The organism is Clostridium sp. 19966, from assembly GCF_032335695.1.
Classification (GTDB): domain Bacteria; phylum Bacillota; class Clostridia; order Clostridiales; family Clostridiaceae; genus JACTOJ01.
This window is the reverse complement of the sequence record NZ_JACTOJ010000050.1, coordinates 1-13482: the sequence shown is the minus strand read 5'-3', so window position 1 is coordinate 13482 and position 13482 is coordinate 1. Positions and strand designations below refer to the sequence as shown.

8 protein-coding genes, 1 pseudogene and 1 other annotated feature are annotated in these 13482 nt (G+C 33.8%); of the genes and pseudogenes, 1 reads left to right on the top strand and 8 read right to left on the bottom strand.

Going from position 1 to position 13482, the window contains the following annotated elements; genetic code table 11:
- Positions 1–279: 279 nt before the first annotated feature.
- The 7 genes from IAI10_RS23720 to IAI10_RS23690 all read right to left on the bottom strand — a co-directional run bounded on the left by IAI10_RS23720 (position 280) and on the right by IAI10_RS23690 (position 9755).
- Positions 280–591 carry a hypothetical protein gene (locus IAI10_RS23720; protein WP_315675794.1) on the bottom strand — a complete coding sequence of 104 codons (312 nt, stop codon included), beginning with the start codon at positions 589–591 and terminating at the stop codon, positions 280–282.
- A 399-nt stretch (positions 592–990) separates the two neighbouring features.
- The gene (gene metG, locus IAI10_RS23715) at positions 991–2937 is read right to left on the bottom strand and encodes a methionine--tRNA ligase (RefSeq protein WP_315675793.1); all 1947 of its coding nucleotides are present in this window, start codon (positions 2935–2937) and stop codon (positions 991–993) included.
- 37 nt (positions 2938–2974) lie between these two features.
- Positions 2975–4618 carry a methionine--tRNA ligase gene (gene metG, locus IAI10_RS23710; protein WP_315675792.1) on the bottom strand — a complete coding sequence of 548 codons (1644 nt, stop codon included), beginning with the start codon at positions 4616–4618 and terminating at the stop codon, positions 2975–2977.
- A 114-nt stretch (positions 4619–4732) separates the two neighbouring features.
- Positions 4733–4989, bottom strand: a binding site (T-box leader).
- A 169-nt stretch (positions 4990–5158) separates the two neighbouring features.
- Positions 5159–6523: an acyl-CoA reductase gene (locus tag IAI10_RS23705; RefSeq protein WP_315675791.1), complete on the bottom strand. Its 1365-nt coding sequence runs from the start codon at positions 6521–6523 to the stop codon at positions 5159–5161.
- Entirely contained in the window at positions 6520–7665 is a 1146-nt protein-coding gene (locus IAI10_RS23700; protein WP_315675790.1) for an acyl-protein synthetase, read from the bottom strand. The genes IAI10_RS23705 and IAI10_RS23700 overlap by 4 nt, the downstream gene beginning before the upstream one ends.
- A gap of 261 nt (positions 7666–7926) precedes the next feature.
- Positions 7927–9165, bottom strand: coding sequence for an aminopeptidase P family protein (locus IAI10_RS23695; RefSeq protein WP_315675789.1), 1239 nt, complete (start codon positions 9163–9165; stop codon positions 7927–7929).
- 29 nt (positions 9166–9194) lie between these two features.
- Entirely contained in the window at positions 9195–9755 is a 561-nt protein-coding gene (locus IAI10_RS23690; RefSeq protein ID WP_315675788.1) for a uracil-DNA glycosylase, read from the bottom strand.
- A 372-nt stretch (positions 9756–10127) separates the two neighbouring features.
- Here IAI10_RS23690 and IAI10_RS23685 point away from each other — a divergent pair, with 372 nt between their 5' ends.
- Complete coding sequence (locus tag IAI10_RS23685) at positions 10128–11843, top strand: methyl-accepting chemotaxis protein (RefSeq protein WP_315675787.1); 1716 nt, start codon at positions 10128–10130, stop codon at positions 11841–11843.
- Between the two features lie 79 nt (positions 11844–11922).
- Here IAI10_RS23685 and IAI10_RS23680 read toward each other — a convergent pair.
- Positions 11923–13284, bottom strand: a pseudogene (locus tag IAI10_RS23680) (sulfite exporter TauE/SafE family protein); the annotation flags it as partial.
- Positions 13285–13482 lie beyond the last annotated feature (198 nt).

The window sequence follows — 13482 nt, the reverse complement described above, 5'->3', positions numbered from 1 at the left end:
ATGTTTTAAAATGTTGATATTATCGTTTGAGTTCTAGGAACTCTTAGGGATTGCGACTTATAATTGGCGTAATTTTGCCCAGGACGGGCAAAGCAATTTTAGCGCCACGGATGGCGCATTAAAATTGGTAGCCAATTATAACAAAGCAGCCCTTAGAGTTCATTTACGAAAAATGTCTTTATCAACATCCTTTTAAAACATAGCCTATTTTTTAAATTTTTACACATAAGAATATCTCATATGGATGTCTTTATAAATATGACCCTAAATCAAATTTAATTATAATTTATCATAGTAAGACTTTAATTCATCAACAATATCTTTATCGATGTAATAACAAGAAAGAGAACCGTTATTAGCGTAGTTTACAGTAGAACTTAAAAAGGCAAAATTTAACACTTTACCATCTGAATAGGTTATACGCACGCCGCATCCCATTCCAAAATAATCTTCTTTGCATATTCCCTTAATTTTTACTGTATTAATTAGAGCTTCTATCTTTTTAATGTCATTTTCATCCTTAACTATTTTGTATCCACCACTTAATCCATGAAGCTCAATTTTTTTTATGTTCTCCGTTTTAATTGGCAAGGGATTGCTGTCTTTTTTTGAAGCACAACCACAGAAGAGTATCGCAATACAGAGAGAAATAAATAATAACTTTTTTAATTTTATAATAATGAACTCCTTTCAAAATAAAATTTGTAATCGATTAACAATTTAATATTAACATAAATTCAATTATTTAACTGTAAATTTGGGGATTTTATTTAATTTTTAGTGTTTCTTATTTGGTTTTTATAAATAATAGTCTAAATTAGAGTTTATTATAGTAAGCATCCTTTCGTAAATATGATTATTTTCCTCATAGTCCTTTATTATAAATAAAAAAACTCGATACTCCCAGTTTTACTTGGTATATCGAGTTTTATAGCTTAGTATTATCTTTTTAATCTCAATGGAAGTTCTAACTTTATTTAATCATTACACCTATCTTACTTCGCTTCCTGTTGGAAGTTCTCCAGGTATAGTAACTGTAAACAGCTGTGAATCATCATCATTTGCTGCTGCAAGTATCATTCCCTGTGATAATTCTCCTCTTAGTTTTACTGGCTTAAGATTTGCCACTAGGACGATGCTCTTTCCAATTAAATCTTCAGGCTTGTAGTACTGTGCTATGCCAGAAACTACCTGTCTTTCTTCTCCGCCTAAATCTACCTTTAGTTTTAAAAGCTTCTTAGCTCCTTTGATTGGTTCGCAAGCAATAACCTTAGCCACTCTCAAATCTAGTTTTTCGAAATCTTCTATGGTTATTTCTTCTTTTATAGGCTTCATAGCAGGTTTATTAGCTTCCTCTAAAGCCTTCTTTTGAGCTTCTCTTATAGCATCAAGCTCCGCAAGCTTTGCATCCACATCTATTCTTGGGAATATGGGTTCTCCCTTATTAACTTTGGTACCAGCTCTGGTTCCGTCAAAAGCAGATAAAGATTCCCAAGTAGACAGCTCTATATTTAACTGCTCATTTATCTTCTTAGCCGTAGTTGGCAAGAATGGAGAAACTAAGGCTGCTACAAATCTTAGAGCTTCTACTAAATTATAGAGCACTGTACCAAGCCTTTCCCTTTTAGCTTCATCCTTTGCAAGTATCCATGGAGCGGTTTCATCAATATATTTGTTAGCTCTTCCAACTAAATCCCAAATAATATCAAGAGCTTCTGGTATCCTAAGTTTGTCTATAGCCTTATCTACCTCTAAAGGTGTCTTTAAAGCTAAAGCTATAAGCTCATTATCTAGCTCTTCCTTTGATGTAGGAGCAGGTATTATGCCTTCGAAATATTTATCTATCATAGCTACTGTTCTTGATACTAAATTTCCAAGATCGTTAGCCAGATGAGAATTTATTTTCTTTATAAATATTTCATTATTGAATAGTCCATCAGCCCCAAAAGGAATCTCGCTTAGCAGATAATATCTTACTGCGTCCACTCCGAAGTTATTTACTAAAACCACTGGATCTACCACATTTCCCTTGGATTTGGACATCTTTCCTCCATCTACTAGCAGCCAGCCGTGACCAAATACCTGTTTAGGGAGCTCAAGTCCTAAAGCCATAAGCATTATTGGCCAGTAAATTGTATGGAATCTTATAATATCTTTTCCTACAAGATGTACATCTGCAGGCCAGTATTTTTCAAAATCATTGTGTGCATCATTGCCGTAGCCCAAAGCAGTTATGTAGTTTGAAAGAGCATCTATCCAAACATAGATAACATGGCCAGGATCAAACTCCACTGGAATTCCCCAATTGAAGGAGCTTCTTGAAATACATAAATCCTGAAGCCCTGGCTTTAAGAAATTATTAAGCATCTCATTCTTTCTAGATTCTGGCTGAATGAAATCAGGGTGACTTTCTATATATTCTATAAGTCTATCTGCGTACTTGCTCATTTTAAAGAAGTAAGCCTCTTCCTTTGCCTTTTCTACTGGTCTTCCGCAGTCAGGACACTTTCCATCCACAAGCTGAGTTTCAGTCCAGAAGGATTCACAAGGTGTACAGTACAAGCCTTCATAAGCACTCTTATAAATATCTCCCTGCTTATAGAGTCTATTTACTATATCTTGAACAGCTTTTACGTGATATTCATCAGTAGTTCTAATGAATCTGTCGTAGCTTATATCCATAAGCTTCCACAAATCCTTTATGCCAGCTACTATTTCATCTACATATTCCTTTGGAGTAACTCCCTTTTGTTCTGCTATTCTCTGAATTTTTTGACCATGTTCGTCTGTTCCAGTCAGAAGCATTACATCGTAGCCTGTTAATCTTTTATATCTTGCTAAAGCATCTGCTGCCACGGTTGTATAAGTGTTACCTATATGCAGATTTGCAGATGGATAATAAATTGGTGTTGTAATATAATATGGTTTTTTACTCATTTTTTCTCCTCCAATGTATCTTTATATGAAACGAAGGCTAAGCCTTCGCTTTAATAGCTAATTTATTAGTCTCTTCCTCTATTCTTTTCTTATCAATTCTATCAAATAATATTTCTACATTATTTACTTTAGTATTTGCTTCAGGCTCAATATAATCCCACTTAGCATTTTCTATCCCTAGAAAGCCCCTTATTTTTTCTGAGCTAAAGGGCAAAAATGGCTCCAGGAGATTTGAAAGATTGCTTATGATTAAAATACAGTTGTAAATAGTATCACTGCATATTTTTTCATTTTCCTTTATTGTAATCCAAGGTCTATTTTCATCGAAGTACTTGTTTGAAGCCCTTACAAATTCAAATATTTTCTCTAGCGCCCCTTTTAAATTTGCATTCTCTATATCCTCTCCAATTATACCATAAAGCTCTTTAAGCTTTAATTTTATATTTTCATCAGCTTTCCCCTCTGGAATATTTCCCTGAAAATACTTCTGGGCAAATACCAAGCTTCTATTGACGAAATTTCCGTAGGCACCTAAAAGCTCTGAGTTATTTCTAGTAATAAACTCCCTCCAGGAAAAATCTCCATCTCTTTTCTCAGGAGCATTTATGGTAAGGAAATATCTTATGGAATCTGGATTATAGTTTTCTAATATATAAGGCGCCCATATAGCATAATCCCTGCTGGTGGATATCTTTTCTCCCTCAAGAGTCAAATATTCGCTGGAAACTATTCTATCTGGAAGATGATAATTTTCATCTAATCCCAATAGTATTGCGGGAAGAATTATTGAGTGAAAAGGTATGTTATCTTTCCCATGCACATAATAGGAAGTTATATCTTCACCCTTCCAAAATTTCTCCCAAGCTTCACCTGTAAGCTTACTCCAATATTTACTAGCAGTTAAATAACCTGACACAGCCTCTATCCATACATAAACCTTCTTATCCTGAAAGCCTTTAATAGGCACGCTGATTCCCCAAGGTAAGTCCCTGGTCACTGCTCTTTCCTGAAGGCCCTCATTAATGTATCTTTGGGTTAGGCCTAAAGAATTTTCTCTCCAGCCCTGAGCCTTATTTACATATTCTTGTATTTCCCCCTGAAAATTTGCAAGATTTATAAACAGATGCTCCGTCTCTCTTAGTTCTGGTTCATTGCCGCAGAGTTTACACTTTTTATCCTTAAGCTCAACAGGGTCAAGCAAGGATGAGCAATAATCACACTGATCTCCTCTAGCAATGTTCCCGCAGTGAGGGCAGATTCCCTCTACATACCTATCTGGCAAAAACTTACTGCAGTGACTGCAATAGGTCTGCTCCACGGATTTTTTATATATTACACCTTTTTCGTAAAGTTTTTTAAATATATTTTGTACTTCTTCATGATGAAATTCACTATCAGTTTTTGTATACAAATCAAAGGAAAAGCCTAAATCATCAAAGCACTTCTTAAAAGCCTCATGGTATCTACTTGCAATCTCCCTAGGCTCCACCTTTTCGGCAGCTGCTCTTATGGAAATAGGCGTACCGTGACAATCACTTCCTGATACATATAATACTTCATTTCCAATTAATCTAAAGTACCTAGCCAAAATGTCTCCAGGAAGCATAGCAGCTATATGCCCTATATGCAAATCTCCGTTGGCGTAAGGCCAAGCTCCTCCAATAAATATTTTCTTACTCATGTTTATTACCTCCAATATATAATATTAGGGTGCAAAACAGAGTTAAAATATAAATCAGTATAAAGCAAATAATAAAACGTTAAAATCAAAAAACCTCTATGCGGACCAAATCCACATAGAGGCGTTAAAACGCGTTACCACTCTACTTCATACTCATCTTACAACAAGTAACTCACTAAGTGACTCCACCTCGTACCAAACTCAGTTTTTATCACCCTGCATTTTAACGGCTGCTTACCGGGCTACCCTAATAAAGCTTTCAGATAGCAAACTCAGGGGCCATATTCATAAACCGTCCTGCCATGGGCTTTCACCTAATCCCACTCTCTATAGACATTAAAGCTTACTACTCTTCCCTTCAACGTTTCTATATCTATATTATTCCACAATTAATATTGTGTCAACTTTTTTTGAAATTATAATTACCGGCTCTGTTTTGAATAAATATTGATTTTTAACACTTATTCACAATATTCCTTGCCTTGAGACCAAAGCCTTTATCAACCTTATCTTAAAACATAGCATAATTATTTATCCTTCTCAATAATTTATCAACTTCAACTGTTCACTTACCACATATGTCATTTCCTGTAGATTATGAAATCCATCATGAGAGGTGCCAGGAAAATGCCTTGACATATCCCCTGGTCTAGTGATTATATTCACTCCCAGTAAAGTCATCTTTTCCATAAAGCTTATATCCTCACCGTTATACCCCATGGTTTGAAGATAATCCTTTATATTGTTTTTTACATACTGAACTACATCATCCGTATTCTCATAGCAGCATACAAAAATAAATCTATAGAAGCATCTATCTATGTCTCTCTTCTCTGGCATCCTATCAGTAAGCACTACGGTATAATCTGCATTTTGAGAAGAAATTACCTTTTCTTCTTTATTCTCACTATACTTGAGCAGACAATACTGTCTGTCCTGTATAGCTTTAATAGAATTCCATTCATTCATATACATCTTTGGAAAAATCACGGATAACTTTTCTAAAGATTTTGCTATATTATTAGCCAGTTTTTCTACCTCTAATTTTCTATTTACAAATACTATTCTTGGTGATAGACAGGCTTTTTGCTCCCATAGGGTTATGTCCCCAGCTATCTTATCTCCAACATCATCCAACTCTACATCCTCATCTATGACCTCAAAGCTTATTTTTGCTCCATGCATAATAAGATGTGTTCCATATTTTGCACAAAGCTCCGACATAACTTTCCCTGAATATTCCCCTCCCCAATGTATTACCGAATCAGAATTTTTTACTATGGTTTCATATATCTGTGAATTAGAACTGTCAAAATAGCATATTGCAAGTCTGTCTCTGATGCTTTCATCAATTTCGCATAGACTTTTATAAAATGCATATGCAAAATAAGGCTCATCCCCTGATACTTTTATAAAATTGCAATTTTTAGAGATAAGCCCCATGGATATGCTTATAGGGATTACTACAAAGGCATTACCTGATATATTGTGAAATAGTGTACCTCTAGGCTGTCTGTGGACATGTCCATAACTTGTATCCACCCAGCTATCCAGCAGATTTAAATCTCCAAGCTCTTCTTTAATTGTAAGGCTCATATTGTCTTTTAGAAGCATCTGCATGGTTCCTTCTATCTCATATCTTACTAATTCTTCACTTTGATTAGTTATCTTAGCTAATATCTCTATATGGGGCTTAGAGTATTCCCTATCTAACCATAGCCTTGCACATTTATCCAGAATCTCCAAATTTCTTTCTGTTGAAATATCATGAGCTGTCAGCTTGTTTCCATTTAATTTTTCTATAGAGGCTAATATCTCCTCTTCACCTGCTAAATTCAATTGGATTTGTAAACTTCCAGCTTTTTTATCAATGCTTTTTGAACCTATAGGAAAATCAATTCTCATAATTTTTTGTCCTCCTTTACATTTAAGGTAGCTCCACAGCCCTTTGCTTCAGCTCCCTTTACTCTTCCAATTATTTTTATAGTCATGCATTCCTTTCCACAGTCAGGACATTTATCCGTAGAGATTATTTCTCCCATATCATCTACCAGTATTGAGGCTCCTGCAAAGCTTTTTACCCCATAGGCATTAAGTATTTGTATAAATCCTCTATCGCCAGGCTTGTCCAAAGCTTCAAAGGTCTTCACGTCTCTTAATACAACTTTTCCTCTATCTGACACATGGAAAAGATAATCCTTATATTTTAATGAATAATGACCATTTATAGGCAGGCTATTTTCTGTAAAAGAATAAGTATCTATAAAATTTTCTTTTGGTATTCCTAAAAAATTGCTTACCATATCTACGAATCTCCATCTTTCTATAACGCTTCCTATATTAACAGTTCCCTTTTTTCCATCCCAGCCGCCACCGCCTGTATGAACTATGGTCCTAGAGCCTAAATTTACTGGAGGCATTTTATCCTTCAAATATTCTATTGCATTGTATAACAACAGCGTGGATCCTCTAATTCCAAGCAAATCTTCCTTACTATCATGCTCTATTATGAATTTCTTAAACGCATCTATGTCTACATTAAAATTGTTTCCCTCCAACTTTAGCATAAACTCACTATTGCTCTTCCACCCAAACATTTGAAGGAAGTTACCAATATACGATTCTGTTGGCTTTCCAAGAATAATTTGGCTGTTATATTTTCTCATAGTTTCAGGGTCAGGATAGAAAACACATTCATAATCGTTGTCTTCTTTAATCATTCCTATTTCCGAATCGACTGTTTTCCTTATAGCTTTAATATCTTCATTTGTTCTTCCAACTACACTAGGGTCTCCGCTGGTACTGCTAGAGGTTGTCCACTTTTCTATTTCTTTTGGTTTTACTCTTAAAAGGCTAGGAAAAAGATTTGATGATTTCTTGAAAAGAGTTGTAGTAACGAAGGGTACCTTTTTTATATCTTCCACTGATTTAAGATCCTTTTGGGGATCAAAATAGCATTGGTCACATATTTTTTTATAAGCCTCACATTCACTGTATTGCTCTAATAAATTTTCTTTGAAGTCTTGAAAAAAAACAACATTTTCCATAAAATACCTCCACCCTATAATCTTTTATAGAAATAATGTGCAGCAAATATTATTCCTATATTCTGATTATATTACCATTTTTTTCATGTGTTAACTGCCAAATATGCTTTAAAAGCAATATGTAGTTATATGGCATTGGTTTATAACCTTAAACCTTTAGTTTTAGCATATTTTCTCCGTTTTTGTAGGTAAATTATTCTTTTTACCATAAAAAATCAAAATAAAAAGAACTGCAGTTTTTTCTACAGTTCTTTTAGAGCCTTATTTTAGAAATTCCTCTATTTCCTCTACAGTCTTAGGTATATATGGCGATAAAATTTCACAGCCCTCTTCTGTTACCAGTACATCATCCTCTATTCTTATTCCTATGCTTTCCTCTTCTATATATAAACCTGGTTCCATAGTTAAGACCATTCCTGGCTTAAGAGTGCAATCTCTGCTGCCTACATCGTGGGTATCAAGTCCAAGATGGTGTGTTACGCTATGAAAATAATATTTGCTTACATCCTCATCTGTCTTAACCATTCCAAGTTTGCCTAGTTCTTCTAAATATACTTTTCTGGTAACGGCATTTAGTTCTTTATAATTTATTCCTGCTCTTATGGTCTTAATAGTCTCATATTGAGCCTTTAGAACTATGTTATAAAATAGTTTTTGTCTCTCAGTAAATTTACCATTTACAGGAAAGGTTCTTGTTATATCTCCATTGTAATATTGGTATTGAGCTCCCAAATCCATTAGCATAAGCTCCCCGTCTTTTACCTCCGCATCATTTGCAGTATAATGAAGAACTGTTGCATTCTTTCCTCCTGCAGCTATGGTCTTAAAAGCATAATCCTTAACTCCATTTTTCTTTAATTCGAAATCAAAATAAGCCTCTATTTCGCATTCCTTCATGCCTGGTTTAGCATTTTTCATAGAACTTTTGATGCCTTCCCAGGTTATTCTTATAGCTTCTCTTATTTTGTCCACTTCTTCTTTGCTTTTTACCATTCTCAATTCAGAAAAAGCTCCATATATGTTTCCTATGATTATGTCTGGATACTTTATTTTTATATCAGCTGCTAAATCCTGCGGTTCAGTAGTTTTATCCTTCCAAGTATCTCTTTCTAAATCTAGATAAACTTTATTAACAGTTCCTTGAATTAATTTATTGTTAAGCGCTGAGGAAAAGCTCTCTAAATATGCTACATTTTCTATACCTGATATTTCTTTAACCTCATGATCTCTATAACATTTTCCTATCCACTTCTCCATAACTAAATCAGGTTTATGTATAAAAATTGTTTCGCCATATATACCATTTATTTTGCTTATAAGAAGAATATCATTTTCTTCATCTACGCCGCAGCTATAATAAAAATTTCTATTTGGGGTATAACTATAAGCTTCGTCAGCACTTTTTTTAGGTGCTGCTCCAGAAAAAAGTATTATAATTGAATTATCCTCAATATTGTTCCATACCTTTTTTCTATTTTCAATAAAAACCTTTTTGTCCATTGCACATCTTCCTTCCAAAATTTATTATCTTATTTACAGATTTCTATATATTTTTCTTTAATGCTTTTTAAATCTTCCCAAAATAAAGCTTTTTTACTTTCATCTCTAAAGATTGCAGCTGGATGAAAAGTGGCCATCATATAAAAGCCTTTCCTTTCTATCCATTTTCCTCTATCTCTAGTAATCTTCCAATCTTTATCTATAACAAATTTCATAGCAGTTGCTCCCAAAGCAACTATTATTTTAGGTCTTACTAGTGCTACTTGATTCCTTAAGTATGGAAGACATGCTTCCGCTTCTTCATCCTGGGGGGTTCTATTATTTTCAGGCCTGCATTTACAAACATTGCATATATAATAATCCCTTCCCCTTACTAAATCAAGAGAAGTCAAACCTTTAGTTAAAAGCTGGCCAGCTCTTCCTACAAAAGGCAGTCCTGTTCTATCCTCATCTGCACCAGGTGCCTCACCTATAAACATTATTTCAGCTTTCATATTCCCTTCGCCAAAAACCATATGTGTCCTATTTGCATAAAGACCGCATTTTGAACAATTAGTGCATTCCGCATATAATTCTTTCCAAGAAAGCATAGTGATCACTCCAAATATTATAAAATACATCTATATTTTATCACTTTGAAATCATAAATAAATAGATTATGTTATATTTTAAACTTTCCTTCTCATATTTTTTCTGTTGCATTTTATATATTCACTAAGTTTTAAAATTATTCAATTTAATATATGAATTTTCATACAATTATTGACTCATTTATACATACTTACTTAAAACATTGTTCTTTTTTTGTATTTTTAAATTATTATTAAATTTTCCTAACTACATATTACATAATATTACCTAATGGTATGTAATATTTGATTTTTACATATTTTTTTATGTTATAATTAAATAAAATTATACTTTTTCATCAAACACACTATCATATTCTAGGAGGAATATCTATGAAGCTACTAAAGAACCTTAAAATGAAGCCTAAATTTATAATTTCTTTTCTTATTGTCGCCGTGCTTATAGCTGTTGTAGGAGGTATAGGTATAAAGAACATGCAGCTTATGTATAATAACGGCGAAAAAATGTATACTTATAATTTTAAATCGATCCAATGCATTTCTGACATACAAAACAATATCTCAGATATACGCTACAATGTTTTAAAAATTGCATATCAGAATAATTTAAATAACCAAAACAGCGGATTAGAAAGTGAAATAAAAACTCTTGAAGCCAGCAATAGTTCGTTAATCAGTGATTATGAAAAAAATTTTTTATCCTCGCAAGAAAAATCTACAATTGTAGATTTAAAAAACGCTATAGCTTCCTATAAAAAAGTTTATGATGCTGTTATACAATACGCTGACGATAATAATTATGAAAATGCAAAATTAGAATTCACAAAATTATCTAATTTAAGAAAAACTGTTACTGATGATTTATCCAAGATTGTTACAATTAATCAAAAGCAAGCTGAAAATTCCTCAAATCAAAATCATTCATCTTATAAAGCATCCTTATATTTAATCATAGGTCTATTAATAGTAGGTGTTTTAATAGCTGTATTACTTGGATTTTTGTTATCAACAATCATTTCTAAAGGCTTAAAGATAGTTATGAATGTAGCTGAAGCAATGGGAAATGGAGACTTAAGCCAAAGTGCTCATATAGATTCAAAAGATGAATTAGGAATGCTATCCTCTTCCTTAAACTCCGCTATTGAAAAAATCAAATTATTGATAGAAGAAATCAGACATAGCTCAGAAAACATGACTGCTTCTAGCGAGGAATTATCCTCTGCTACTGAAGAAATAGCTTCTATTATGCACCTTACAGAGGATTCCTCCTCAAATATTGCAGCAGGTTCTGAGGATTTAAACGCCATAACAGAGGAAGTAAGTGCATCAATTCAGGAAATGAGTTCCAACACTACTGAGCTTTCAAACAAATCAGAAGAGACTATGAACTCAGTGTTAGAAATAACCGAAAGAGCCACAAACATAAAAAATAAAGCCAGCAAAAATATTGAAGAAGGAAATTCTATTTATGAAAATACAAAAGCAAATATGATAAAAGCCATAGAAGACGGAAAAGTTGTAGAAGATGTTAAACTTATGGCCGATTCAATTGGAAGCATTGCAGAACAGACCAATTTATTGGCTTTAAATGCAGCTATAGAAGCTGCAAGAGCTGGAGAGCATGGTAAAGGTTTCGCTGTTGTAGCTGATGAGATAAGACAATTGGCAGAGCAGTCCTCAAGCACCGTATCCGAAATACAAAACACAGTTTTAAAGGTGAAGGAAGCTTTCAATTCTTTATCTAAAAGCGGACAATCTGTACTTGATTACATGCTAAATAGCGTACAGCCCAGCTATAATCTTTTAATGGAGACAGGTGTACAATATCAAAAAGATGCTGATTCCATAAGCACTATGTCTGAGGAAATAGCTGAGAAAGCCAAACAAATGCACCAGGTGGTTGAACAGATAGGTTTAGCCATGGAAACAGTATCTTCCACAGCCGAAGAATCCTCCAACGGTTCTTCAAAAATACAAAGCAGCATCTCTCAGGTTTCACAAGCTGCAAATGAAATAGCCGCTTCATCTCAGTCGCAAGCCGTATTAGCCCAAAGGCTTACGGAATTGGTTGAAAAATTTAAAATATAACCGCAATTAAAAAGCTGTAAGAATACCAATAAGATTGGCTTTCCTACAGCTTTTTATTTAAATTTTTAAATTATTGCGGACTGCAGCAGCTCATTCCATTAGACGGAGGAATTGTATTAGATTCCTTTGAAGTATCCACATTTTTAATGTCATCTACTACTCTAATAACACCGTTAATCATTCCCATCCAGCAGCTGAAATTAATATCCTTCTCCTTTGGTGTAAATTCTATAACATTATCTCCGCTTGATAGCTTTTTCTCTAAATTTAAGGAAGGTATAACTATACCATTATTGCAGGAATTTATTTTTTCTCCTGTAACAATTAACTTAGCCGGCATATTTTTTTGAACATATAATACATTAGGCGTATATCCACTGTTATTTGCTGTCATTCTTATTATCTGAACTCCATCTTTTATTTCTGGCTTAAAGCTGCTAGCCGCGGCTGAATTAGCCTTATTTTCACTGGCAAATGCATTCTTTATATTTATTCCTGAAAGAGCAAGTCCTCTATTACCCATGATAAGTCCTAAAACTATAACTAGCACTCCGCTAAATTTTAAAAGTTTTTTGGTATACCCACCACTCAAGATACTAGATATGAACCCAAAGGTAAGCATCAATGGAACTGTTCCTGCTGAAAAAATCAGCATGGATAAAGCTCCCTTGCCAAAGCTTCCGGTACCTAGCGCATATAATTGCATGGTTTGAAGCGGTCCACAGGGCATAAGTCCATTAAAAATTCCTACTAAAAATGGAGTTCTTGCTTTTTTCTTAGCATCACAGCTAGACCAAGGGAGTTTTATATGTATGCTCCTAAACAATCCTATTCCAGTCATATTTAGCCCCATTATCACCATGAATATACCTGCAAATATCTGTATTGCCGCTTTTAGCTGAATAGACATAGAAAAAACTGATCCTATAGCACCTATGATTCCTCCTATTATAGTATAGGATACCATTCTTCCCAAATTATATTGAAGAGATGGCATTAAAGCTTGAAATTTATTTTCAGTTTTTTTTATGGTTAGACTCTGAGTCAGCATTATTCCACCGCACATTCCAACGCAATGTATGGAGGTTAGCAATCCTACCAAAAAAAGCACAAAATATGAAGCTCCCGTCAATTTTGCATTCATATCAATTCCAGAAGTAGACGTTCCCAAAAGTACAACCGCTGCCACAATTATTAGAACTCCTGAAATTTTTATAAGCTTTCCCGAATCCTCTGTACTGTAACCTGCGTTTTTTATGGCCTTGTTTATATTAGGCCTGCCGCATACTTCTTCATCATACTCAACTATCACATTTTGTTTTTCATAATTTGCTTTTGCATTAAAAACTCCCTTCACTTTAAGTAAAGCTCTTTCAACTCTTTTTTCACAAGAAGTACAAGTCATGTCATAAACCTTTATGATATCCCTTACAACTCTCATAACATCCTCCCATAAGCATCATTCTATATGCAATAATTGTATAAAATTTATATGAAGAAATTATGTTGAAGCAGTACATATTTTAATATAAGGCTATTCTGAAAACCAATTTTTAGGGTCAATTGACCCTAAAAAAAGAAAAAAAGAATAACCACTAAATTATCCATGAATAATTTTTAAAAAATGGATAATAATTAA